Here is a 24,692-nt window from a genome sequence, read left to right on the forward strand (position 1 = left end):
TGTCCCCTTGCCACTAGGTCAGCCTCAACTGGAATAACGATCGGCTACACCAAGATATTTTGGGTGTCAATCAAAAAATTGGCTATTGACATGATAGAGGGATCGCCTTATCAGATAAGATTAAAAAATGCTTAGAACAATCTTGATTGGAAAGGCAGTTCTAGCAACCGCGATAAGGAAGAGCTATGAGTGAACAGACAACTTTCGAGAAAGTAAAAAAAATTGTGGTTGACCAATTAAGCGTTGACGAAGACGCAGTAAAACCAGAAGCCAACTTTCAAAACGATCTAGGAGCAGATTCCCTAGATACAGTGGAACTAGTGATGGCTTTAGAAGAAGAGTTTGATATTGAAATTCCCGATGATGCCGCAGAAAAGATTCTGACCGTCCAACAAGCGGTGGACTACATCGACAACAAAAAAGTTGCTGCATCAGCATAAAAAACCTTTAGGAGAGACTTTTTGAAGGAGAAAAGCGATCGCTTTTGTAATGCGTAACCCGATCGCTCCTTTCTAATTTCGGCAAGGCTCACAGGTTAACCATTTTTGATTGTGTTCTGCGTTCTGAGTAGGGAAACCCAAGTTAATAGATGAATCATGACAGATTTTGAGCGAAAGCGCGTTGTTGTTACTGGCCTGGGAGCAATTACACCGATCGGCAATACTTTAAGTGAGTATTGGGAAGGTTTATTGAGCGGACGCAATGGCATTGAACCGATTACTTTATTCGATGCGTCTGGACATGATTGCCGTATTGCTGGTGAGGTAAAAGGATTTGACCCCCACGACTATATGGATCGTAAAGAAGCCAAACGCATGGATAGATTTGCCCAGTTTGCGGTTTCTGCAAGCAAACAGGCTTTAGCAGACGCGCAGTTTGTCATTAACGAACTGAACGCAGAACAGGTGGGGGTAATCATCGGTACGGGGATTGGTGGTCTGAAAGTACTCGAAGATCAGCAAACTATTCTCTTAGATCGTGGCCCAGACCGCTGTAGCCCGTTTATGATTCCGATGATGATTGCGAACATGGCTGCGGGGTTAACGGCAATTCATACTGGGGCAAAAGGGCCAAACTCTTGCTCTGTAACTGCTTGTGCTGCGGGTTCTAATGCGATCGGAGATGCGTTTCGCTTAGTACAAAGAGGTTACGCCCAAGCGATGATCTGTGGTGGGACAGAAGCAGCTGTTACGCCTTTATCATTTGCGGGGTTTTCCTCAGCTAGGGCATTATCCACCAGAAATGATGACCCGGCTCATGCTTCTCGTCCGTTCGATCGCGATCGTGATGGTTTCGTCATGGGCGAAGGCACAGGCATCCTGATCCTAGAAGAACTAGAACACGCCCTCAGCCGGGGAGCCAAAATTTACGCCGAAATCGTTGGCTATGGCATGACTTGTGATGCCTACCATATAACTTCCCCAGTACCCGGAGGAGAAGGAGCCGCTAGAGCAATCCAGCTATGCTTAAAAGATGCTGGGTTAACTCCAAACCAAATTAGCTACATTAATGCTCACGGCACCAGCACACCCGCTAATGACTCCAACGAAACGAAAGCAATTAAAACAGCTTTGGGCGAAAGTGCTTACAAAGTGGCGATCAGTTCCACAAAATCGATGACGGGTCATTTGCTGGGCGGTTCCGGTGGCATTGAAGCTGTAGCAGCGGTAATGGCAGTAGCTAACGATCGGATTCCACCGACAATGAATTTGGAAAATCCCGATCCAGAATGCGATTTAGATTATGTCCCAAATGAAAGTCGCGAGAAAAAAGTGGAGGTTGCCCTTTCTAACTCTTTTGGGTTCGGGGGTCACAACGTCACATTAGCCTTTAAAAAGTATGTTGCTTCGTAGGGGCGGGTTTTGCTGTGAATTCTTTTGCTATGACTACAAATTTTTCTACCAAACCCACCCATACAGGTAAATTGGTAAGGTATGGGGAGACAAACTAATAACCCTTCGCCAATTCCCAAATTACTAGGCAAAAATACTTGCCCATCGATCCCGCAAATGGGATGATGGGTGATAGTGTTTTGGGGCGATCCAGAGCGCCTTCGCTACGCGAGTTATGAGTTTTAAGTTCTAAGTTTTAAGTTATTTAACTCAAAATGCAAAACTCAAAACTCAAAACTCAAAACTTGTAATACACTTACCCAATTTCCGAGCGTCGTTAAGAAGAAAAAATTATGGCTGTTGCAACTCAATCCCTAGAGGAACTTTGTATTAACGCTATCCGCTTTCTCGCAGTAGATGCGGTACAAAAAGCTAACTCTGGTCATCCAGGACTGCCAATGGGTGCTGCACCAATGGCATTCGTGATCTGGGATCGGTTTATGCGGTACAACCCAAAAAATCCTTATTGGTTTAACCGCGATCGCTTCGTCCTCTCCGCAGGTCACGGCTCCATGTTACAGTACGCCCTGCTTTACCTCATGGGTTACGACAGCGTTTCTATTGAGGACATCAAGCAATTCCGTCAGTGGCATTCCAAAACCCCCGGACACCCAGAAAACTTCGTTACCCCAGGTGTAGAAGTCACTACTGGGCCACTCGGACAAGGCATTGCCAATGGAGTTGGGTTAGCAATGGCTGAAGCCCACCTCGCCGCTAAATTCAACAAACCCGATGCCACAATTGTTGACCATTATACTTATGTAATTCTCGGTGATGGTTGCAACATGGAAGGGATTTCCGGCGAAGCTTGTTCTTTAGCGGGACACCTGGGATTAGGTAAACTAATCGCTCTGTATGATGACAACCACATCTCGATCGATGGTTCTACAGATGTAGCATTCACCGAAGATGTTTCCAAACGCTTTGAAGCTTACGGTTGGCACGTTCTCCACGTCGAAAACGGTAACACCGATTTAGAAGGAATTGCTCAAGCAATTGAACAAGCTAAAGCTGTCACCGACAAACCAAGCATGATCAAGGTGACAACTACGATCGGTTACGGTTCCCCCAACAAGCAAAACACCGCAGGCGTTCACGGTTCAGCTTTGGGGCCAGACGAAGTAAAACTAACCCGTGACAATCTGGGTTGGCAATACGAACCTTTCGAGATTCCCGAAGACGTACTCAATCGTACCCGCAAAGCCGTAGAACGCGGTGCAACTTACGAAGCAGAATGGAACCAGGCTTTTGAGGAATACAAAGCTAAGTATGCTCAAGAAGCAGCAGAATTTGAACGTTTCTTAAGCAGCGCATTGCCTGATGGTTGGGATAAAGTGTTGCCAACTTACACCCCCGAAGATAAAGGTGTAGCTACCCGGAAGCATTCAGAAACCTGCTTGAACAAATTAGCACCTGTTTTAACTGAGTTAATCGGTGGTTCTGCTGACTTGACTCACTCCAACCTGACTGAACTCAAAGGCATTGGCGAGTTCCAGAAAGGGCATTACGAAAACCGTAACATCCACTTTGGGGTGCGGGAACACGCAATGGGGGCAATTTGTAACGGGATGGCGTTGCATCGATCGGGATTAATTCCTTACGGTGCTACCTTCTTGATCTTTACAGATTATATGCGGGCGGCAATTCGTCTATCTGCGTTGTCTGATGCTGGCGTGATTTGGGTAATGACTCACGATTCAGTGGGACAAGGTGAAGATGGCCCAACTCACCAACCGATCGAAACTTTAGCTTCTTTGCGGGCAATTCCTAACTTAACAGTGATTCGTCCTGCTGACGGTAACGAAACTTCTGGCGCTTATAAAGTAGCGATCGAAAAAGCGAAGAAAAACGAACCTACTCTGTTAGCATTCACCCGTCAAGCCGTTCCCAATTTAGCAGGTACTTCGATCGAAGGCGTAACAAAAGGTGGCTACATCCTAGTTGATAGTGAAGGTACACCTGACATCATCCTAATCGGTACTGGTTCAGAAGTCAGCCTTTGTGTCACCGCTGCTGAGAAACTCAGCGCAGAAGGGAAGAAAGTTCGGGTTGTTTCCCTACCTTCTTGGGAATTATTTGAAGCGCAAGATGCAGCTTACAAAGAGTCTGTTTTACCAAAAGCAGTTATCAAGCGTTTGTCTGTGGAAGCTGGTGCTAGTTTCGGCTGGCATAAATACGTAGGTACGGAAGGCGATATGGTTAGTATCGATCGCTTTGGTGCTTCCGCCCCAGGTGCCGTTTGTATGGAGAAATTCGGTTTTAGCGTTGACAATGTATTAGCTAAGGCTAAAGCATTGTTGGGTTAATAGTTTGATTAATAAGATTTGGCAGGTAAAATGCCTTTAATATTTGTAGGGTGGGCAAGATGCCCACCTTTTTTTGGTATAATTTGGGCATAAAAATTTATAATACTTAATTTAAGTTCAACAACTAAGAAGACATTTAGAGGTAATTATGGTACAAACTTCCGATCGCCAAAGTGCAGTATTATCTCGGATATCCGATATTGTCGATCGGATAATGCAAAGCCGCCCTGTATATCAGGAAGAATTAACTAAAAATGAAGTAATGGAAAAATTTGCCAGTTTGTTAAATAATATTTTACCTGAACAACTTATGGTACTTGATGATGAAAATTTGACAAAAAGAGTAAAGGGAGTTATGTCAATTGAATTGATGACGCATCTATTAGATGGTTTAACTCCTGAAGAAGTGGAAACATTTAATGCCGCAGTAGAAGGGAGATAGTAAAGTTGGGTTATCTGTTTGATACTAATATAGTGTCAGGGATTGTTAATAGAGAGCAAAAAATTTCTGTTAAATTTGGGAAATTGAAATTACAGGGCGAAGACTTATTTATTAGCTGCATTACATACTATGAAATAAAAAGAGGTCTGTTAGCTGTCAGTGCAACTCGAAAGCTGACTACTTTTAATGAATTTTGTCAGGATATGACAATTTTATTGTTAGATGAATTAGAAATTATCGAAGCAGCAGCAGAAATTCATACAGACTTAACTAAAAGGGGAATGCCTTTACCAGATGCAGATATATTGATAGCAGCGACGGCAATTACAAGGGGATTAATTTTGGTTTCAAATGATTCTGATATGTTAAGAATACCGGGAATTACGATAGAGAATTGGATGAATTTGTCAAGTTAAAATAGAGTGCGATCGCTCTCTACCCAGCATCACCTCTGAGTTTACGGCTATAATTAATAATAAAATTATCAGTTCTGCTCCTCTACAACTTTTTCCAACTTAGTTCCACAATTCTTACAGAAATTAGCATCTGGATCGTGCAAGAACAAACCGCAATTATGACAAGGTATTTCTACTTCATTAGCCGACTTAACTACACGCTTAATTAAATCTCCAATCTGCCAAGGAATAAGCGCAATTCCCGTAAAAATCATCATAATCGTCAAAAATCGACCTGCTTGGGAAATAGGTGTTACATCACCAAAGCCAACAGTCGTCATAGTTACTACAGAAAAATAAGCCGCATCTAAAAAAGTTTGGAAAACCTCTGAATTTATCGGATGTTCTACTTGATAAATTAAGCCTGAGTAAACAAAGACGATCGCAAACAAAGTAAAAATAATCCGAGTCAGAATTAAACTATCTTCTGTAGTCAGATGACCTGGTAAATTCTTAGGGTCTAAAAACCTTAATAATCGTAAAATACGCAACCAACGAAACAGACGGATAAAGCTAATATCTATCCAGCCAATAAAAAAAGGCAAAATAGCAATTAAATCAATTAGAGAGTAAAGACTGAATACAAATTGGTATTTATCCTCTGCACACCAAAAACGTAATAAATATTCTAAAGCAAATATCAGTAAAATTGCGGAGTCAATCCAATTAAGTAGGTTACGTAACTCCAGAGAAATACTAAATGTTTCAATGACGAAAATTACTGATGATAATAAAACTAAAAGTGTAATAATTAAATTAATAGATCTACCTGTTGGCGTTTCAATGTCTTCCAAATAAAATGACATCTTTTTTTTGAGCAACATAAGTCAAAGGTCGATTTTTTACTTTCACGGGGCGCATTTTGGACTAAAAAACTGAGTTCGTCAAGTCAGGGTAGTTAAGAAAAGTTTTTTTAAGTGTGAGCGAAATTCTTGACGAACAATGGGTATCTTAAGTTAAGGTGTGAGCAATGGGAAACTTGTTTAATACTATCTAAACAAAAGGATAACGTGACTCACCAAGAACTATCAGGGATGTATTACTACTACCTAATGTGCTAATTTTAAGGAAAAGACATCTGGTATAAGTATGTGGTGGAAAGCTAAACAAAGCAGAACACCTCTCAGTATCAGAAGCATTGGGATTAACTCATGCAACTCCGGCACGGTAAAAAATCTATCTAAGCAAATTACAGACTACTCCTTTCCATTCCTCTAGCAAATTTCATAGACTTTTAATATGCGTATCCTAATCTATTCCTACAACTATTATCCTGAGCCGATCGGCATTGCCCCATTAATGACTGAATTGGCAGAAGGCTTAGTTAAACGTGGTCACGAAGTTCGGGTGGTCACTGGAATGCCGAACTATCCACAACGACGCATTTATCCAGGGTATCGGGGTAGATTTTATAAGTGCGAAGAAAGAAACGGTGTTAAGATTGAGCGCACTTATATTTGGATTCGTCCCAAACCCAGTTTGCTAGATAGATTACTATTAGACGGGAGTTTTGTATTAACCAGCTTTATCCCAGCTTTAATGGGGCCTAGACCAGATGTAATTTTGACCACAGTACCACCGCTCCCTGTTTCCTTATCCGCTACTTTAACGGGATGGGTGCATGACTGCCCTGTAGTGTTAAATGTTCAAGATATTCAACATGAAGCTGCGGTTCATGTGGGATTGCTAAAAAATAAATTTGTGATTCGTGCTTTTGAAGCTTTAGAAAAATTTGCTAACCGCGCCGCAACTAGGATTAGCGTAATTGCTGATGGATTTGTGGAAAACTTAGTTGGTAAAGGTGTTCCGAGAGAAAAAATAGACTTGATTCCTAATTGGGTTGATGTCAATTTTATTCGTCCGTTACCCAAGGAGGATAATGCTTTCCGCAAAGCTCACCAGCTGGAAGGAAAGTTTGTGGTACTTTATTCGGGAAATATCGCTCTGACTCAGGATTTACCAACTGTGATTAAAGCCGCAGCTTGTCTGAGAGAGAATCCAAATATCGTGTTTGTGATTGTAGGCGAAGAAAAAGCTCTCTCCAGGGTGAGCGATTATTGCCAGATGTATGGAGCATATAACGTTAAACTTATACCATTTCAACCTAGAGAAAAGTTGCCAGAAATGTTAGCAGCAGCTGATGTGAGTTTAGTTACCCAAAAACACAATGTAATTGCCTTTAATTTACCTTCTAAAATTCCTGTAATATTAGCTAGTGGTCGCCCGATCGTAGCTTCTGTACCAAGTACCGGAACGGCGGCTAGGGCAGTGCAACAAAGCGGCGGTGGAATAGTGGTACCTCCAGAAGATCCGATAGCTTTAGCTTCTGCGATCGAAAAACTATACTACAATCCAGAAAAAGTGGAAAAATTGGGCAAACAAGGCAGACAACACGCGATCGATTTTTACTCGTCCGAACAAGCGTTGAATCGTTATGAAGAACTTTTTAGCTCTTTAATGCCGCAACCAGTTTCTAAAGTAAAGCCTTTACCTAATTAAAGCACCTGTTTCGGGCTCATAATTAAAATTACCAAACCATCTCTACTTAGTATGTCGTTAGAGCGATCGTTCTTAGAGATGGGTTTTTTGTTATTGATAAAGATAAAGAAATATGAAGAGCGATCGGGAATCATTCTTTAGACAGACCAAGTATACACTTGTTCGGTTGTAGCGTGTTTTTAATGTCAGAAGCAAGTTATCATTAGAGGCAAAAAAGCAAAATAGATTTTTCTCATGAACGCTAAACTATAGAAAACCCTTTTTGGTTACGAATCCAAAGTCTGAACCTTCTATTCAGACTAAATTCAATCAAGAAAAAATTGCATAGCGTTAAGGAGTTTAATGTCCGAGAATTTCCCAACCGTAAATTCCACCTTGACCACCCCAGTAGCAAATACTAATGCTAATAAAGCAGCAGGTCAAGATGCAGAGCAAGGAATGCTTGCCATTATTGTAGAAGCAGCATTAGACCGCAAGGGATCTGACCTGATTGTATTACGGGTGTCAGATGTATCTTATTTAGCTGATTATTTTGTCTTGGTCACGGGCTTTTCCAGAGTTCAAGTGCGGGCAATCAGCCAAGCGATACAAGGCCAAGTAGAAGAAAATTGGCACCGTAAGCCGCTGAGAATTGAGGGACAGGCAGAAGCTAATTGGATACTACTGGATTATGGTGATGTAATTGTCCATATCTTGATGCCGAAAGAACGAGAATTTTATAATCTGGAAGCATTCTGGGGTCACGCAGAACGAGTTAATTTGCCTCAAGAACAAGATAGTAAATAATTTACATTACTTAATTGTCGAATGTCTTAATGTGCTGGCTTGACAGCAAGCTTTAACAAATAAGAGTGGATAGCATGATGATGGAGTCTTCTGTTTCTGTGTGCCCGGTACCATTTGAACAGCAACCCATCAATGAGTACCAGGAACTAAAGGATTCCTGGTTTTTTAGCTGGGCTACTCTTGATGGGGGAAGTTATTCGCGCAAGATGGCTTGGATTTGGGGTTGGAGTTGGCTGGTAGCAGGGCCAGTAGCAGCGGCGAGTTTTCCGCCCCAAAAAGCTCTGGGTCAGTTTATGCTTTGTGGTGGGGCAATCGCGAGTTTGTTTATGGTTTTCGCACTAGTACAGATGTATTTGGGTTGGTGTTACGTGCGCGATCGCTTGACCAAGCCTATAGTCTTTTACGAAGAATCGGGATGGTACGATGGACAGTGCTGGAGTAAACCACCGGAAGTTATTACTCGCGATCGCTTAATTGTCACCTACCAAGTCCAACCAATCCTCCAGCGACTTAACAAAACTTTCGCGTTGTTAGCCTTGATTTTCTGCTTAGGTAGCCTAATTTGGTTTTTTCTTTAACTTCCTGGCTACTAATTGGTTGTAAATTAATAATGGGAATAAATCGAAAATTAAAAATCTAAAATTCCCGAATCGACCCCCTCCAGTGATACAGTCTTACCCATGACAAGGGGAAAAAGAACTCAAACCGCAGAACTAGAAGTTAGACTGCTGCGGGAAGGCATTATTGAATCAGCACATCGCGTCCAAGCCACTGTTTGTGACGACAAAGGGCGCGTACTTTCTGTAGCAGGTAATTCCGAAACTGCTACCTTTGCTCGTTCAGCACTCAAGCCTTTCCAAGCACTGGCAGTCACTACTACAGGAACTTTAGAACGTTTCGGTCTGTCAGACCGAGATTTGGCAATTATCTGTAGTTCCCATCAAGGGAATATCGATCAGGTACGACAGGTTTTTAATGTCCTTTGGCGTTGTGATATCGATCCCTCCGCGCTCCAGTGTCCGATTCCAGAAGGCAAGCAAAGTCCACTGGAATATAATTGCTCTGGAAAACACGCGGGAATGTTGGCTGTTTGTCAGCAACGCAGCTGGTCGCCTGTTAGTTATTTACAGCGCAATCATCCGGTACAACAGCTAATTTTGAGCAAAATCGCTGAGTTATTGCGAATGCCGGGAGAAGAGTTTATTCAAGCTCATGATGATTGTGGCGCTCCTACCTATTTGATGCAATTGGGGCAAATGGCATCTTTGTATGCTCAATTGTCTTCTGGAAATAATTTGGATATGGAACGCATTGTCCGGGCTATGACTAGTCACCCAAATATGGTGGCTGGCCCTGGCGAATTTGACACGGAACTGATGAAGCTAACTCAGGGGGAAATAGTCAGTAAGGCTGGTGCAGAGGGAATTCTGTGCCTTGGTCGTGTGGGTGAAGGCATGGGTTTAGCGATTAAGGTGACAGATGGTGCTAAACGTGCTAAACGTGCTGTGGCTATTCACTTGTTGCGGCAAATGGGCTGGATTACTCCGACGGTGGCTGAATCCTTGGCAGAGACTTATCTGAACTTGGGTACTTACAAGCGGCTGGAAGTTATCGGAGAATTATCGCTTTTATAGTTGCAATTTGATTTAGTTTATGGTTATACTAGTCAGAGTGAATTAAAAGCAACGAAGCGACGCGGGATAGAGCAGTCTGGTAGCTCGTCGGGCTCGCAAAGCAAAATTAACTAAACGCTTGAAAGTTAATTTTGTTATGGGCTGTAAGCAAGGAAACTTGTTTGCGATCGCCTCTCAAATTCGGGGAAGCCTTTAGCGTGGTAATCCCGAGCCAAGCTCCAGAAATGGAGAAGGTGTAGAGACTCGATGGGAGGCACCCTAACAGTTAGGCTGAGGGTGAAGGGAGAGTCCAGACCCCAAACTGGAAGTCCAGGCAGCGAAAGCTGTAGTGGTAAGCATAACCCGAAGGTCAGTGGTTCAAATCCACTTCCCGCCACCAAATTAAAAAGCAAAACCCCTGAAACAAAAATGTTTTAGGGGTTTTGCTTTGTCAAATCTGACTTCAGAAAGGAGGTAGAACCTCCCAAAACTCGTTCCCAGGTTGAACCTGGGAACGAGAAATAGAGGCTCCGCTCAGGAGTGCAAGATCGGAGTCTAATGTTCATGAGCTTTTGGTTTATGCTGGAATTTAGGTATTTATAGAAAAAAATTATGAGCATGAATTTACGGAAACCGATTTTAGTTGGTGGAGTTGGGCTTTCGGTTTTGCTTTGGCTGTGGCAAGGTGTGGATGATACGATCGGACAGTTGGGAGAGTATGCTGTATGGAGTGCGATCGCTCTAGGTGGCGTATTCTTACTCAGACAAAAGAAGGGGAAAAAGACTCAGGTGGATTTTGATTTGTCGCTGGTGGAAAGGGCGACGGTGGAGAAGGCGATCGCGCAAGCTGAAAGAGTAATTGATAAGTTAGAAGTAGAAGCGGTTAATGGTGATGTCATCGCTAAACTGCGGGAAAAAGTTGCCGAAGTAACGACTAAATTAAACAGACAAGAGTTAAGTTTAGCGATCGCTGGTGGAAAAGCTGTTGGTAAAACTACTTTAAGACAACTTTTAGCAGAAAGTTGGCTGACTCAAATCGGAAAAACTTTAAGTTTGCAGGAAACATCTGCTTTATTTGTCGCTGATGAAGCTGGAAAAATAGATGAAACAGAAGCTTTGAAAATTGCCAATAATGCTGATGTTTTATTGTTTGTTGTCAATGGCGATTTGACGGATTCGGAATGGCAAATTTTACAACAGTTAAAAGCTGCTAATCAGCGGTTTATTTTGGTTTTTAATAAGGAAGATCAGTATTTGCCGGAAGATCGAGAAATTGTTTTACAACAAATCCGGGAAAGAACAAAGGGAATATTGGAAAAAGATGATGTAATTGCGATCGCAGCTAATCCAAAAGCGATTAAAGTTCGCCAATATCAAACTGATGGATCGATGCAGGAATGGTTAGAAGAATCTGTTCCGGCGATTTCAGCTTTGACGGAACGTTTGAATGTGATTTTAACACAACAAAGTCAACAGTTAGTTTGGGCGACTACTTGGCGAGAAGCTGTTGCTTTGAAAGGTGAGGCGAAGGAAGTTTTGAATGGGGTGAGGCGCGATCGATCTCTGCCAGTAATTGAACAATATCAATGGATTTCCGCTGCTGCTGCTTTTGCTAATCCCGTACCAACATTAGATTTAGTTGCTACTAGCGCAATTAATGCTCAAATGGTGTTAGATTTGGCGAATGTTTATCAGCAAAAATTCTCCTTAGAACAAGCGCAAACTGTCGCCGGAACTCTGGGAAGCGCGATGTTAAAATTGGGGTTGGTGGAACTTTCTACCCAAACAATTACCTCATTTTTGAAAAGTCATGTAATTACCTTTGTTGCTGGGGGAGTTGTTCAGGGAATTAGTGCTGCTTATTTAACCAGAATTGCTGGATTGAGCTTAATTGAGTATTTCCAAGAGCAAGAAATTAGTGCTGATGCTGGGGAAAATGCTTTCAGTGTGGAAAGATTAAAAGAGAAATTACAAAGCGTTTTTCAACAAAATCAAAGAGTGGTTTTTTTGCAATCTTTTGTACAGCAAGTTGTGGGTAAATTAATGCCTAATTCACCTCAATTACAACTTGCTGCTGTGGAGAAAGTTGGTTGATTAGAGAGATTGATTAATTGATCTGTTGGTATAACACTGAAACTTTCGATCCCCCCTAGCCCCCAGCAGGGCTGTTTCACGCTAAGGTTTAATTTTGGCTCGTTTTGTTTTCAAACTCTCTCCCAATGGGCAAAACAGGCTTTTTGAATAATTTCAGCATTTTTACTAGAAATTATCCGCTAAACACCTCACTACGGAAGGGTTAGAGAACTGGAAAAAATTAGCGTGAAACAGCCCTGCGTATAATCTAAACAAGCTGCTATTTGTTCTTTTGATAAATCAGGAAACTCTTGCATAATTTCATCCTGACTTTGGTTAGCTGCAAAATAACCCAAAATCAAACTTACCGGAATTCTAATACCTTTAATTCTTGGTTTACTACGCAGTATGTCTGGTGTGGTAACTATAAATTCTCTCCAATTAACCGTCATATTTTCTTGCTTCCAACAATCAACCATAAATATAGTGTAAAATACCCAATTAATTAAATATTAGCCAAAATAGAACTGTAGACATTTTCCCCGATTTAACCTTGAGTAACACACCATTCCCCGAAACTGAACCTTCCCCTGCGCGGAGTCGCCAAGAATCACACTTTAACCGTGCTCGATCGAGTATTCGTCGCGCCATTTCTGGACATTCGGCAAAAGTGCGATCGATGTTGCGCCCGGAAATTGAAGTTTTAAATAGCACTTTAGAAAAGTTGGATCAAGGTGTAATTTGTATCGCTGCTTTTGGTTTAGTTAGTCGGGGAAAATCAGCAGTTTTAAATGCTTTAATTGGGCAGAAAATATTACAAACTGGGCCACTTCACGGCGTTACTCAATACCCTCGTTCTGTACGTTGGACGATCCCCCCCCTACCCCCCCTTATTAAGGGGGGGAGTAGTCAGGTACAAGTGGAGTTAATTGATACTCCGGGATTAGATGAAATTGAAGGTCAAGCTAGGGCGAAAATGGCGCAGGATGTGGCGCGTCAAGCTGATTTAATTTTATTTGTGGTTTCTGGAGATATTACTCGCACTGAGTATGAAGCACTTTGTCAATTAAGAAAGGCGCAAAAACCGATAATTTTAGTATTTAATAAAATCGACCTTTATCCCGAACAAGATCGACAAACAATTTACGCAAATTTGCAAAGATTAGGTGCTGCTAGTGGCGATGATTCAATTTTAAAAGAGTTACTTTCGCCTGATGAAATTGTGATGATAGCAGCGGAACCTGCACCTTTACAAGTTAGAGTAGAAATGCCAGATGGCAAGGTAAGTTATGAGTGGGAAAGTCCGCCAGCACAAATTAGTGAGTTAAAGCAGAAAATTCTCAAAATTTTAAATCGAGAAGGTCGATCGCTACTCGCCCTCAATGCCTTAGTTCAAGCTAGAGATATAGAAGAAAGAATTGCTCGAAAAACTGTAGAAATGCGAGAAAAGGAAGCGGAAGATTTAATTTGGCAGTTTACTAAATATAAGGCGATCGCAATTGCCGTAAATCCGATCGCTTTTTTAGATATCATCGGCGGAACTTTAACCGATTTAGCTTTAATTCGCGCTTTAGCAAAATTGTATAATTTGCCAATGACTAGTTACGAAGCTGGCAAGTTATTAAAAACAATTCTCTTAAGTTCTGGTGGTTTATTATTAGGAGAAATCGGCACTAGTTTCCTGTGGGGATTAGGGAAAAGTGCTGCGGCAATTTCTGCGGGAGAAAACCCTTCTAATATTACAGCTTTTGCGGGTGCTGCGATCGCCCAAGCGGGGATTGCTGGTTATGGGGCTTATGCGATCGGTCGCGCTGCTCAAGTATACTTAGAAAAAGGCTGTACTTGGGGAGAATTAGGGGCAAATACCGTCATTCAAGAAATACTAAATCATGTAGAATCCAATACAATTCTCTATCGTTTACGCACAGAATTACAGCAACACTTTGACAAATCTACTCACTAATTTCCGCTTCTGTACGAGTCAACATTGACTGATTAGTTTGTTCTGTTTCTAAACGTTCTTGTGCCATTTGTTGTCTTGCTAAATCATCAGTTGTAGCATGATTTTCTTGCTGAACTTCTGCTTCTGCACGATTCAACATAGACTCTTGCAGACGTTCCATTTCCAGACGCTGTTGCGCCATTTGTTCTCGTGCTTGTTTTTCAGTACTCATATTTTAACTCTCGATCGAATTTCTCACTTGTATATTTTGATTTAAGTGAAATTTCCACAAATCAAATACATCCTATTGACTTAAACAATCAATCATTGTTAATTTTAAGAGCTTTTTCTGCTATATGTATCAGTCCTTTGGGAGGTTTTTGGTGATTAACAGTTAAACGAGGTATTTGGTACTTATTTGCTAACCACCCTCGCCAAAAAAATCGACTATTGTACAAATATCCCGATTTATAATATTTAGCAGCAAATTTCTCTACTCTCTGATTTGACGCACCAAATGGGTAAGCTATATGAGAAGCAACTGTTCCATTAGCATCTAAACCTGCGGTACATTTCCTCAGATGTAATTGCGCTGTTTCCAATTCATAAATTAAATCTTTAGTGTTTAAATCAGTAAGTTTTTTGTGATTTTCCCCATGAGATTGAATATCAAAAAACCCTTTTTCCAATCCTTCTCGCAAGTTATTACAAGTTATGTTGTATGAAGTTTTACTTTCATTTTTTGCCATTCTCCCTGGATTAATAAACAATACTACTTTAACTTTTTGATTGTATTTTATTTCTATACTTTCCAAAACTGGCAGTAAATTTGTATAAAAGGTCTTATAAGAATCATCAAATGTCAGCATTATCGGTCTTTGTCCTATATGTTCTGGCGGGATTTTTTGGGAGTTAGATATAAAATAATTGTAGAGTTCTTGACTAGAAATAAACCAAAAATTATGTGTTACTAAATACTCTAAAAACTCCTCCAAATCTTGCTTGTTATATTCTATTCTTAACGATTCCTTGTTGATACTTTTTCTCTGGAAATTTTGCGTATCAACAATGCTGTGAAAACCGAAAATAGGAATTTTTGGTGATGTGATATCTAGAATTAACCAACCACTCAGAATTATTAATAAGGTAGTAACGAAAATACTCAGAGGAAAAGACTTAAATTTTAGTTTAATGGATTTCATTTACTCAATTTACGTGGAGGGAATTCAGATTTTACAGGTTGACTACGATGGGGAATGGGAGGTGCTTTAGGTTTACCTCTTTGAGGTACTGGTTGTCTGACAGATTTGTTCTGAGACACTTGATGACGATGAGGTGTAGGGGGAAACATAGGGGCGCGAAATTTTAACAGTTGTTTTTCAATTGTTTGACGACCTATGTGAAAATGAGCGATCGTTGTCAATAATGATAATGAAAAGTAGAAAAATCGAATTGCCCAGTTACCAGCGGCTAGTAAAATAGAAATTGATTGTTGGCTGAGATTAACATCTTTAGCTCTAGTTAGACTATTGATTTCAGTTCTAACTTTTTTTTCTAATTTTACAGCGAGAATCATCTCTTTTTTAGTGCGGGGTAAAACGGGAAATTGAGCGCTGTACGAATAAAAACCGAAAAACCCATCCAAGTTAACTCTAGATTTTAAAAATGAATTAGTTAATGTTTGTGCTTGTTGGTATGTAAGATTCTGATTGCTGGCAACTTCTTCTAGCCAAGAGTTGTATTTGAGAAAAGGAGTAATACTAAAAATTAGAGGCACTAAAATGATTAATAAAATGGCACTTGTTTTAAGCTGGCAAATTTTTGGTAAGATGACGCTGGCTAAACCAAAGCCCATACCCAGTACTGCAAAAATAATTATATTGGCAAATTCAACTACCTGAAAGACAGCTATAAATTCACCAATAATCATAATGTTATAAATCAGTTCTTCACCGACAAAGTTTGCTATCAGCTTGAGGCTAACGGTGAAGACAATTAAGCTACAAATAACAAAGATGTAGATTAATAATCTGAACAATAGTTTTAAAAGCCGCATTGAATTAAATGTTAGTTAAGTGGTTAGAAAAATCAGTTATCGGCAGTATTACTAAGTTCCTCTTTGGCGTTTTTGCTAATCTGTTGGAGTGTTTTCCGATCGGGGGGTAAATTTTGGCTGTTCATATTCAACCACAAAAGATACTCTATGTTACCAGCAGGACCTGTGACTGGAGACCAGGTTAAGCCACAATATTGCCATCCTATCGCTTGTGCAGCTGCAATTACTTGCGCGATCGCGTCTGCTTGGTCGTCAGTATCCCGCACCACGCCTTTTTTGCCAACCCGTTCTCTTCCTACTTCAAACTGCGGTTTAACGAGCAAAATCACCTCACGGGGGGATTGAAGCAGATGCCATAAGCTAGGGAGAATTTTTGCCAAAGAGATGAATGAAACATCTACCACCCCTAAATCAGCAATTTCCCCATCTCCGTACAATTCACTTGGAGTCAAATAGCGCAGGTTAGTGCGTTCTTTTAAGATTACTCTGGAATCGTTGCGAATCCTCCAGTCAACTTGTCCATACCCGACATCCACGCCGTAAACTAGCTTTGCGCCAGCTTGCAGCAAGCAGTCAGTAAAACCGCCTGTGGAAATGCCTCCGTCTAAGCAAATGCGCCCTGCGATCGAAATCGTAAAGCATTTTAAAGCTTTCGCCAGTTTTTCGCCACCCCTGGATACAAAAGGCGATCGTTGTTTTACCTGAATTTGAGCAGCAGTATCCACCAAAGTACCCACTTTGTCAATTACCTGTTGATTTACCAACACTTCCCCCGCCTGAATTAACCTTTGCGCCAATTGCCGAGAGGAAGTTAAATTCAGTTCTACCAACAATACATCCAGTCGTTGTTTTGTCATGACTTCATCAAATTGTAGAGATTTATGCAGTAAGTACACAAAAGCATATCGAAAACTGTAATTTATGTAACAATTATTAGTGAAACTGTAAAAAATCATTGACTAGGGTGACAGAAACTAGCAAAAATAGAGAAAAATATTAAGTAGGAACTAAGAGTTTTGTGAATAGCAATTAATTAGCTGTTCCTACCCAGTCTCCTTCATTAGCCCCTAGTAATATTAATCATAAGGAGATCGTTATGTTAGAAACCAAATTAACCAACTGTGCAATTTTACTTTACCAATGGCTATTGCCCAGAGTTTCTGCTAATCCTAAATTGACTGTTGATTTGCAAGACTTTCAAGCCTGGTCAGCCGAATTTCGGGAAAAACCATACAATTATATAGAAATCCTCGAAGCTATTCAAAAGTTAAAAGAACTACAACTTATTCAAGTCAGTAAAACTGAAATTACTTTGGAAGCGAAGAATCTACAAGATTTGAGTACACAAATGCAACTTCCTACTCAGATGTTATCAGTAGAAAGCGATCGCCAAGAGCCCCAAGAAAAAACACTTACATTAGTCAGAATTATTTCTGGTGCCTTAGCCTTTGCCGGAGCAACATTCCTCATCAGTTTAACTGTATTACAAAACCAACCCGAAATTTTAAATATTCCCCATCCTTGGAGCGTTTTAGGAGAAAAAAATATTGGTTCTAGCAAGTAAAATTTGGCAATACTGCTAGCTTTCTTAGGGTAGTAATTTCAGTAAATCTTTGCTCTTCTGCCACATCCTCACTTGTCCCTGCTTATTTACCTTGGCAATAAATGGCGGTTGATTACTTTGCGCGAAGTTTTCCATTTTTTCTAATGCTTGTGTAAAGGCATTAGCCATTTCTTCGCCAGTACTATTTCCCAAAGTTAAAACAAAAACTTTTGCATTTGAACTAGCAACAGCAATTTGCTCTAAAATATTACGACCAATTGCATCATCCTTAGTTAGTATTATCCAACCTCTACGGCTTACTTCTGGCAACCATTCTGTATCAAGAGCATCCTGTGGGAAGTGATCGTCGTGAATTTCTACATTTGCGCCTGCATTACGGAGTCCATCTGCAACATATTTCTTTCCCAAAGCTCTATCAATATAAAAAATTGGCTTTTTCGCTTTACTCACGCTGCTTGATATAGGGATAATTCACATCGAATGGCTTCTTCAACTTGCAAACGATCGAAGCCATAATCCTCTGCTAAATTATCGATCGATTCCCCTGCTTTATATCGCTGTGCCAACATAGCCGTAGGAATTTCTGTTCCTACTAAAACTGGGCGACCAAAAGAAATTCTAGGATCGATAACCAAAGTTTTTGGAGATTCTTCCGTCAGACTTTCAGTAGAACGAATAAAGGGAAAAAGCTTAATTGCTACACCGTTTTCATCCCATTCAATCCGCCTCAGTAGATTTTCAAGAACTGTTTGCATCTTCAGTTGAATATTACTTCTCTGATACCAAGGTGATGGGGGAAATCCCGTAGATTTTCGATAACTTTTTGCATCTCTACTTGACCAGGCTGCGATCCATTTACCAGATATCCCACTAAATTAACAAATAAATCAACTCCATCTGTTTGAAACTCAATCCGCGCAAGGGGGTGAGGGACATTAAATCGCTGTTCAATATAATTTAAAGCAGTACGAACTTGATCTAAGCGAATCTCCTTACGAATTGCTCGTAGTACATGAGCTTCTACCAAATTTATAAAGGAAAGCTGTTTTACTTCCATATCGGGAAGGTTAATTAATGGTTGAAAGTAGCGCTTACCTCCTACTGTAGGATAAGAACGCCCATGAATCCAAGAACGCAGTGTACCCACTGGAATCAGCAAATAGCGACTTGCCTCAGTAATTGAATACCGAGGTAGATTCCGAAAATCTAGCTCTTGGTAAGTGGCTTTCATCCTAAAAGTGTTAAACAATTTTATGTTTTTAGTCTAGATCCTTTACATCCTGATTTACACCCAAAAATATCCAAAATTTACTCCAACACTAAATATATAAAAAAACTGAAAACCCTTAAGAAAAAGTCATCTCAAGGGTTGAAATTTAATGCCAGGAACCAGACTTGAACTGGTGACACGAGGATTTTCAGTCCTCTGCTCTACCGACTGAGCTATCCCGGCGAACTGTTTTGCGTGTTTTTGACGCTTTATTAATATAACAAACATATTTAGATTTTTGCAAGGGTGTTTAGGAAAAAAGTTGGCGATATTTTTGTAAAGAATTCTTAAAAAGATATCTGAATAGCTGTTCATATATTAAACTGAAATTCAGACCTAATGAGGAAACAATCATGACTACCGTTACCACAATGAAATGCGCCTGTGAACCTTGCCTCTGTGTGGTTTCCATTGGTGATGCTATTCAAAAAGATGGTAAGTATTATTGCAGTCAAGCCTGTGCTAATGGACACTCGGAAGAAAAAGGGTGCGGTCACGAAGGCTGCAATTGCGGTTGAGAAAGTTAGTACTTAGAATCTCAGCAGTATCATTCGATCGCCATTCTCAACCTAGTTAGTCCGGCAATTATTAAAAACAGCGAAAATTGTACTAAAACAATACTAGGGCCAGAAGGCCAGTTAAACAGACCAGAGAAAAGTATGCCAATGATACTGCTGAGAGCACCTAATATTATTGATAAGGTGAGAAAAGTGCTAAATTTTTGGCTGAGTAATTTAGCGATCGCAGATGGAATCACCAAAAAAGCATTTACTAACAAAATCCCGATCGCCTTCGTCGCCAAAGCTACCGTTAAAGAAAGCAATACCACAAACAAATAACGGTGTAACTGAACGGAAATTCCTTGAACTTTAGCAACAGATAAATTCAAAGTTAATAAAACCTGTTCTTTTAAAGTAGATAGCAGATAAATCGCACTACTAAAAAGCAAAACACAGGTGAGAATCAAATCAACTTGACTAAGCGCCAGAATATCCCCAAATAACACATTCATCAACCCGCCTCGGTAGCCACGAATTAAGCTACTGAGGATAATGCCGATCGCTAAAGTTCCTGATAAAACTACATTAAGAATCGTATCGCTTGCTAAATCAGTTTGGTCAATTAAATAAAGTACAATTACACCAAAAATTAGAGTAAAAGGCAACAACATCCAAGTAGGATTTAACTGGAAAAATACACCTAAAACAACTCCGATTAATGCCGAATGTCCAACAGCGTGACTGTAAAATGATAATTGTCGCAGAGTCACAAAGCTACCGAGTAGTCCGCCTAATAATCCCATCAGGATACCACCTGCGATCGCCCTCTGCATAAAAGGAAATTGCAACAATTCCAAAAAATTGCTGACATTAGTCACAGCTAATAAGTTAAAATTGTAATGGGAAAGTAAATTTAGCCAAAGCACTACTTTCAGACCTCTTTAATTTAAACAAAGCATCAAAAAACCAATTAGCACTTACAATTTTAAAATGTCAGTCGAACCTGCCGTTAATCAAATAGAACGCAATTTGACACCTAATTCTGAAAAACTAACTTGCGATCGCCCACATCCCATTAATATAGATGAAGTTCATTATCTTCAAGGGCAAATTCTCCTCACCGAAAAAGCCCAAAGAATGGCAGAATTTTTCAGCCTTTTGGGAGATGCCAACCGCTTGCGAATTCTTTCTATGTTAGCGGTAAAAGAACTTTGCGTTTGCGACTTAGCAGCAGCTTTAGAAATGTCTGAATCTGCTGTTTCTCATCAAATGCGAGTTTTGCGATCGATGCGACTAGTAGGCTACCGGAAGCGGGGACGTAATGTATTTTATCGCCTCCAAGACCATCATGTTTTAGAACTTTACCAAGCTGTTGCAGAACACTTAGACGAAAAGGAAGACAGTTGATTTTCTGGGGACTGGGGACTGGGATTCCTTATTGATGCCGATGTTGATAGCGGCTAAAAGTTGGCCCATAAGTAGCTAACAGGTTTTGTGGTGAAAGAATAGCTTCTGGTTTTCCCGAACAAACTATAGTTTGATTCAAACAAATCACTTCGTCGCAATTACTATTTACCATATCTAAATCATGAGAAATTTGTAAAACTGTCCAACCTTGCTCATTTTTTAGTTCATTTAACAAATAGTAAAAATCAGCTTCTCCCGAAATATCTACTCCCGCAAAAGCTTCATCTAAAACTAAAAGTTTGCGCGGACTAACTAAACAATAAGCTAGTAAAACTCGTTTTAATTCTCCACCACTTAAAGTGCCGATCGCTTGTTGTCGCAAATGATAAGCATTGACTCTTTGTAACGCATTGGCGATCGCTTTTTCCTTCTCCAAATTTCGTTGCCAAAACTTAGGTAGCTTGAATCTTTTTTCTTCTTGCCAACCCAATCCTACCAACTCACTTACAGAAATGGGGAAACTGCGATCGAAAATAAAATGCTGGGGAATATAACCAATAAAATGTCGCCTACTTCCCAATCTTTTCACTGGACGACCAAAAATTTCCACATTTCCCGAACTCTTAGGAAATAAATCTAAAATCGCTTGAACTAGAGTACTTTTACCCGAACCATTAGGGCCAATTATTGCTGTATCAGTTCCCGATTTTAACTCAAAAGAAACATCCCTGACGGCTAAATAATTACCCCGGTAAACTGTCAAATTCTCCACCTTTAAAACCGGGACTTCTGTTAAATTCATTGCTGGCTATTCAACTCTCTAAATTTTTCTTGGGTATACGACTAAAGTCGCTACAACAAACAACACTGTGATTAGCGACAAGCAGCTTCAATTCTTTGGAGATTTGATTTCATTCCTGTAATGTAGTACTGCGGATCTTTATCTCCCGTTTCTAAAGGATCTAAAGTTCGCAAAGTTAAATTCAAATCTTGAGAAAGACTGCTTAACAATTTATTGTCTGTCCCTGGTTCACCAAATAAAGCCTTAACATTATACTTCTTCACTGTAGCAATTGTCTTCTGTATATCATCTGGAGAAAGTTGATCTTCAGGAATCTCTACTACTGCTACTTGTTTCAGTTGATATCGCTGGGCTAAATAAGGAAAAGCATCATGAAAAGTAATAAAAGTACATTGGTTATTAAATGATTTTAACCTTTGTTGAAACTGTTCGTCCAAAGCTTGCAACTGTTTAATATAAGCAGCAGCATTGGCTTGATAAACATCCTTATTTTCTGGATCTGCTGCAATTAAACCATCCCGAATATTTTCCACTTGTTTAATCGCTAAAACTGGATCTAACCACACATGAGGATTACCTTCTGCATGATCGTGATCGTGCCCTTCTCCTTTTTTTTCCACTGGTTTTACCACAGGTGAAAGTTCCTGTAAAGGTTGAATACCTTGACTAGCTTCAATCTGTTTTAACTTGGGATTTTGAGCATTTTTTACTGTACTTTCGAGAAATTCCTCTAAACCTAAACCATTTTTTACCAGCACATTGGCTTGGGCGATCGCCTGCACATCATTTGGTGTAGCTTGATAATCATGGATCTCACTACCTGGAGGTACTAAAACCTCCACCTGCGCTAAATCTCCAGCCACCGCCCTGGTAAACCAATACATCGGCAAAAACGTCGTTACCACTTTCAGTTTTGGCGTTTGTGGCGAAGTTTGCGCTACCGGAGACACAGGCGTAGACACAGGCGTAGACACCGAATTAGGCTGGTTACAGCCAGTAGCAGGTAGCACTAGCAGCAGCAAACCTAAAAATAATCTTTGCAATTTAGGGTAATGCACAATTTCTCTCCTTTGATTGAGGCAGAGTTTTTTTGAGAATCGATCCAATTATAATATGATTTGAATGAGAATGAAACTCATTCTTAATAAGAAACAGGCAAGATTTATTGCTAAATATTTTCAATAAGAAAACAAAAAAGACTTGTATTTTCCAGAAAAAGCTTTATAATACTTGGATCTTGATTAAATTTGGTGTGAGGATAAGAAGAGTTATGTTGAAAATATTCTGCAATAAATTCCTAAAGGGATCGGCTGTGCTTAGTGCAAGTGCAAGTCTGGCTTTATCCGCAGGTGCAGGTGCGATCGCCACCACCCCCCCAACCACCCCAGAAAACAGCAATTCCCAAACCAAACTTGCCCAAACAACCTTAGAACAAATCAACCAATACACAAACGAAAATCCATCCGCAGAAAACAGCTTAGAACAAGTAACATCCGTTTCCCAACTGCGCGACGTACAACCAACAGATTGGGCATTTCAAGCATTACAATCCTTAGTGGAAAGATATGGTTGTATTGAAGGATATCCCGATCGAACATATCGTGGCAATCGAGCTATGACTCGTTACGAATTTGCCGCTGGATTGAACAGTTGTTTGGATAGAATTCAAGAATTAATTGCCACATTACCCCAAGGAGTAAGTAAAGAAGATTTAGACCGATTGCGAAGATTGCAAGAAGAATTCGCTGTCGAAATTGCGAATTTACGAGGTAGAGTAGATAACTTAGAAGCCAGAGTCACCAAAGTAGAAGCACAGCAATTTTCCACCACCACAAAACTAGAAGGAGAAGTGATTTTTGCCCCCGCTTCTATTTTTGCCGGAGACGATGCTTTTGGAAACAGATTAGACAGAAACCCCATTTTTGGCTATCGTGCTCGACTGAATTTTGTTACTAGTTTCACAGGAAAAGATACACTTTTAACTAGGCTTCAAGCAGGTAATTTACCAGCTTTTTCTAGTATCACTAATACACCAGAAGGGGATTTATTCTTTGGTGCTAGCCCTTATGAAACCGCAGATAATAGCCTAGCCTTAGATGAATTGTCTTACACTTTTCCCATTGGTGAAAGCACAGAAGTAATCATTTCTGCTAATGCCAGCGGTGCAGATGGCTTTGCCGATACACTAAATCCTTACTTCGACGGTGATGGTGGCAGTGGTGCATTGTCTCGCTTTGGTACTCGCCCAGCAATTTATTACCTTGCTGAAGGTACAGGGATTGGAATTAGACACAAATTCACCGATAGTATAGAAGTTAGTTTAGGGTATCGCGCCGACTCAGGTACAGCTTTTTCTCCTAGACAAGGCGAAGGTTTATTTAATGGGCCTTATGGTGCGTTAGCCCAATTAACATTTAAACCAAGTGAAAGTTTCAAATTTGGTTTAACTTACGCCCACTCCTACAATAATAGTCTACTTACTGGTAGTCGGTTGGCGAATTTGCGATCGACCTTAGAAGCCTTCCAACCTTTTGAAAATGACAACAACTTACCCATTTCTAGTAATGCTTACGGTGCTGGCTTTTCCTGGCAGATTAATCCCGGATTTGTCATTGGTGGTTGGGGTGGCTACATAAATACTCGCACCCTTTCCACATTAGAAGGAGAAATTAACCGAGGTAGTTTAAACATTTATTATGGAGCAATTACCTTAGCTTTTCCTGATTTGTTAAAACCAGGAAGTTTGGGAGGAATAATAGTTGGTGTAGAACCAATAGCAGATGCGAGTTCTCGCCTTTCCAGAGATTTACTTCGTGCTGGCTTAGGTGGTGATAATGATGATGTTTCTTTTCACATCGAAGCCTTTTACCAATTTCAGTTAACCGATAATATTTCCATTACCCCCGGAGTAATTTGGTTAACTGCTCCCGATCATAATAGCAACAACAGCGACATTGTTATTGGTACAATCCGCACCACTTTTACATTCTAAGGCTACCTAGATCCCCGACTTCTTCAAGAAGTCGGGAATTTGAAAACTTAAGGGTAAAAGACCAGAACTTTAAAAGCCTGGTCTAATATTTAA

Annotated in this window: 27 protein-coding genes and 1 tRNA gene; 15 read left to right on the forward strand and 13 right to left on the reverse strand. The window is 40.3% G+C overall.

Translation table 11 applies throughout. The annotated features are described in order from the left end of the window. Window positions 1-185: 185 nt before the first annotated feature. The 5 genes from ACE1CA_RS10335 (at window position 186) to ACE1CA_RS10355 (ending at window position 5,056) form a co-directional block, all read left to right on the forward strand. Window positions 186-440 carry an acyl carrier protein gene (locus ACE1CA_RS10335; RefSeq protein ID WP_413276447.1) on the forward strand — a complete coding sequence of 85 codons (255 nt, stop codon included), beginning with the start codon at window positions 186-188 and terminating at the stop codon, window positions 438-440. 156 nt (window positions 441-596) lie between these two features. Next, window positions 597-1,853, forward strand: coding sequence for a beta-ketoacyl-ACP synthase II (gene fabF, locus ACE1CA_RS10340; RefSeq protein ID WP_413276448.1), 1,257 nt, complete (start codon window positions 597-599; stop codon window positions 1,851-1,853). A gap of 332 nt (window positions 1,854-2,185) precedes the next feature. Beyond that, entirely contained in the window at window positions 2,186-4,198 is a 2,013-nt protein-coding gene (tkt, locus tag ACE1CA_RS10345) for a transketolase (RefSeq protein WP_413276449.1), read from the forward strand. A gap of 148 nt (window positions 4,199-4,346) precedes the next feature. Next, complete coding sequence (locus tag ACE1CA_RS10350) at window positions 4,347-4,640, forward strand: hypothetical protein (RefSeq protein ID WP_413276450.1); 294 nt, start codon at window positions 4,347-4,349, stop codon at window positions 4,638-4,640. Window positions 4,641-4,645: 5 nt separating this feature from the next. After that, entirely contained in the window at window positions 4,646-5,056 is a 411-nt protein-coding gene (locus tag ACE1CA_RS10355) for a type II toxin-antitoxin system VapC family toxin (RefSeq protein WP_413276451.1), read from the forward strand. Between the two features lie 68 nt (window positions 5,057-5,124). On the opposite strand, the gene ACE1CA_RS10360 is transcribed toward ACE1CA_RS10355, so the two are convergent. After that, window positions 5,125-5,919 (reverse strand): ion transporter, encoded by a 795-nt coding sequence (locus tag ACE1CA_RS10360; RefSeq protein WP_459563568.1) that lies wholly within the window; start codon window positions 5,917-5,919, stop codon window positions 5,125-5,127. Between the two features lie 415 nt (window positions 5,920-6,334). Between ACE1CA_RS10360 and ACE1CA_RS10365 the strand changes: the two genes are divergently transcribed. The 5 genes from ACE1CA_RS10365 (at window position 6,335) to ACE1CA_RS10385 (ending at window position 12,087) form a co-directional block, all read left to right on the forward strand. Continuing rightward, window positions 6,335-7,594 (forward strand): glycosyltransferase family 4 protein, encoded by a 1,260-nt coding sequence (locus tag ACE1CA_RS10365; RefSeq protein WP_413276453.1) that lies wholly within the window; start codon window positions 6,335-6,337, stop codon window positions 7,592-7,594. A gap of 342 nt (window positions 7,595-7,936) precedes the next feature. Continuing rightward, window positions 7,937-8,380: a ribosome silencing factor gene (gene rsfS, locus ACE1CA_RS10370; protein WP_413276454.1), complete on the forward strand. Its 444-nt coding sequence runs from the start codon at window positions 7,937-7,939 to the stop codon at window positions 8,378-8,380. 80 nt (window positions 8,381-8,460) lie between these two features. After that, the gene (locus ACE1CA_RS10375) at window positions 8,461-8,958 is read left to right on the forward strand and encodes a CGLD27 family protein (protein ID WP_413276464.1); all 498 of its coding nucleotides are present in this window, start codon (window positions 8,461-8,463) and stop codon (window positions 8,956-8,958) included. Window positions 8,959-9,060: 102 nt separating this feature from the next. After that, a complete protein-coding gene (locus ACE1CA_RS10380; protein ID WP_413276455.1) occupies window positions 9,061-10,014 on the forward strand; it encodes an asparaginase in 954 nt (317 codons plus the stop codon). Between the two features lie 591 nt (window positions 10,015-10,605). After that, a complete protein-coding gene (locus ACE1CA_RS10385) occupies window positions 10,606-12,087 on the forward strand; it encodes a slr1306 family protein (RefSeq protein ID WP_413276456.1) in 1,482 nt (493 codons plus the stop codon). A gap of 191 nt (window positions 12,088-12,278) precedes the next feature. On the opposite strand, the gene ACE1CA_RS10390 is transcribed toward ACE1CA_RS10385, so the two are convergent. Continuing rightward, window positions 12,279-12,518, reverse strand: coding sequence for a DUF433 domain-containing protein (locus ACE1CA_RS10390; RefSeq protein WP_413277431.1), 240 nt, complete (start codon window positions 12,516-12,518; stop codon window positions 12,279-12,281). A 185-nt stretch (window positions 12,519-12,703) separates the two neighbouring features. Here ACE1CA_RS10390 and ACE1CA_RS10395 point away from each other — a divergent pair, with 185 nt between their 5' ends. Then, the gene (locus ACE1CA_RS10395) at window positions 12,704-14,029 is read left to right on the forward strand and encodes a GTP-binding protein (RefSeq protein WP_459563598.1); all 1,326 of its coding nucleotides are present in this window, start codon (window positions 12,704-12,706) and stop codon (window positions 14,027-14,029) included. Here ACE1CA_RS10395 and ACE1CA_RS10400 read toward each other — a convergent pair. The 4 genes from ACE1CA_RS10400 to ACE1CA_RS10415 all read right to left on the reverse strand — a co-directional run bounded on the left by ACE1CA_RS10400 (window position 14,019) and on the right by ACE1CA_RS10415 (window position 16,921). Next, on the reverse strand, window positions 14,019-14,240 hold the full coding sequence (locus ACE1CA_RS10400; protein ID WP_413277433.1) for a hypothetical protein: 222 nt from the start codon (window positions 14,238-14,240) through the stop codon (window positions 14,019-14,021). The genes ACE1CA_RS10395 and ACE1CA_RS10400 overlap by 11 nt on opposite strands. 88 nt (window positions 14,241-14,328) lie before the next feature. Beyond that, window positions 14,329-15,210 carry a polysaccharide deacetylase family protein gene (locus ACE1CA_RS10405; protein WP_413277434.1) on the reverse strand — a complete coding sequence of 294 codons (882 nt, stop codon included), beginning with the start codon at window positions 15,208-15,210 and terminating at the stop codon, window positions 14,329-14,331. Beyond that, complete coding sequence (locus ACE1CA_RS10410) at window positions 15,207-16,064, reverse strand: hypothetical protein (RefSeq protein WP_413277435.1); 858 nt, start codon at window positions 16,062-16,064, stop codon at window positions 15,207-15,209. Before ACE1CA_RS10410 ends, ACE1CA_RS10405 begins: the two co-directional genes overlap by 4 nt. A gap of 32 nt (window positions 16,065-16,096) precedes the next feature. Next, the gene (locus tag ACE1CA_RS10415) at window positions 16,097-16,921 is read right to left on the reverse strand and encodes a TlyA family RNA methyltransferase (protein WP_413277436.1); all 825 of its coding nucleotides are present in this window, start codon (window positions 16,919-16,921) and stop codon (window positions 16,097-16,099) included. Between the two features lie 239 nt (window positions 16,922-17,160). On the opposite strand from ACE1CA_RS10415, the gene ACE1CA_RS10420 reads away from it, so the two are divergent. Further along, a complete protein-coding gene (locus ACE1CA_RS10420) occupies window positions 17,161-17,628 on the forward strand; it encodes a hypothetical protein (RefSeq protein ID WP_413277437.1) in 468 nt (155 codons plus the stop codon). 24 nt (window positions 17,629-17,652) lie between these two features. Here ACE1CA_RS10420 and ACE1CA_RS10425 read toward each other — a convergent pair whose 3' ends face one another. The 4 genes from ACE1CA_RS10425 to ACE1CA_RS10440 all read right to left on the reverse strand — a co-directional run bounded on the left by ACE1CA_RS10425 (window position 17,653) and on the right by ACE1CA_RS10440 (window position 19,081). After that, window positions 17,653-18,078 (reverse strand): PIN-like domain-containing protein, encoded by a 426-nt coding sequence (locus ACE1CA_RS10425; protein WP_413255568.1) that lies wholly within the window; start codon window positions 18,076-18,078, stop codon window positions 17,653-17,655. Continuing rightward, window positions 18,075-18,383, reverse strand: a complete 309-nt coding sequence (locus ACE1CA_RS10430; protein ID WP_486517744.1) for a DUF433 domain-containing protein — start codon at window positions 18,381-18,383, stop codon at window positions 18,075-18,077. The genes ACE1CA_RS10425 and ACE1CA_RS10430 overlap by 4 nt, the downstream gene beginning before the upstream one ends. 2 nt (window positions 18,384-18,385) lie before the next feature. Next, the gene (locus ACE1CA_RS10435; RefSeq protein ID WP_486517745.1) at window positions 18,386-18,859 is read right to left on the reverse strand and encodes a hypothetical protein; all 474 of its coding nucleotides are present in this window, start codon (window positions 18,857-18,859) and stop codon (window positions 18,386-18,388) included. A 149-nt stretch (window positions 18,860-19,008) separates the two neighbouring features. Beyond that, a tRNA-Phe gene (locus ACE1CA_RS10440) sits at window positions 19,009-19,081 on the reverse strand. 170 nt (window positions 19,082-19,251) lie between these two features. Here ACE1CA_RS10440 and ACE1CA_RS10445 point away from each other — a divergent pair. Next, on the forward strand, window positions 19,252-19,416 hold the full coding sequence (locus ACE1CA_RS10445) for a metallothionein (protein ID WP_413278997.1): 165 nt from the start codon (window positions 19,252-19,254) through the stop codon (window positions 19,414-19,416). 29 nt (window positions 19,417-19,445) lie between these two features. Here the strand turns inward: ACE1CA_RS10445 and ACE1CA_RS10450 are convergent, their stop codons facing one another. Beyond that, the gene (locus ACE1CA_RS10450) at window positions 19,446-20,231 is read right to left on the reverse strand and encodes a metal ABC transporter permease (RefSeq protein WP_459563646.1); all 786 of its coding nucleotides are present in this window, start codon (window positions 20,229-20,231) and stop codon (window positions 19,446-19,448) included. Window positions 20,232-20,388: 157 nt separating this feature from the next. Between ACE1CA_RS10450 and ACE1CA_RS10455 the strand changes: the two genes are divergently transcribed. Continuing rightward, window positions 20,389-20,805, forward strand: a complete 417-nt coding sequence (locus tag ACE1CA_RS10455; RefSeq protein ID WP_413278999.1) for an ArsR/SmtB family transcription factor — start codon at window positions 20,389-20,391, stop codon at window positions 20,803-20,805. Window positions 20,806-20,833: 28 nt separating this feature from the next. Here ACE1CA_RS10455 and ACE1CA_RS10460 read toward each other — a convergent pair whose 3' ends face one another. Then, window positions 20,834-21,607, reverse strand: a complete 774-nt coding sequence (locus tag ACE1CA_RS10460; RefSeq protein ID WP_413279000.1) for a metal ABC transporter ATP-binding protein — start codon at window positions 21,605-21,607, stop codon at window positions 20,834-20,836. Window positions 21,608-21,678: 71 nt separating this feature from the next. After that, window positions 21,679-22,665, reverse strand: a complete 987-nt coding sequence (locus ACE1CA_RS10465) for a metal ABC transporter substrate-binding protein (RefSeq protein WP_413279001.1) — start codon at window positions 22,663-22,665, stop codon at window positions 21,679-21,681. A 212-nt stretch (window positions 22,666-22,877) separates the two neighbouring features. On the opposite strand from ACE1CA_RS10465, the gene ACE1CA_RS10470 reads away from it, so the two are divergent. After that, window positions 22,878-24,599 (forward strand): iron uptake porin, encoded by a 1,722-nt coding sequence (locus ACE1CA_RS10470; protein WP_459563645.1) that lies wholly within the window; start codon window positions 22,878-22,880, stop codon window positions 24,597-24,599. The last annotated feature ends 93 nt before the right edge of the window (window positions 24,600-24,692 follow it).

Origin of the sequence: Floridaenema evergladense BLCC-F167 (assembly GCF_041929205.2) — a bacterium.
GTDB lineage: Bacteria > Cyanobacteriota > Cyanobacteriia > Cyanobacteriales > Aerosakkonemataceae > Floridanema > Floridanema evergladense.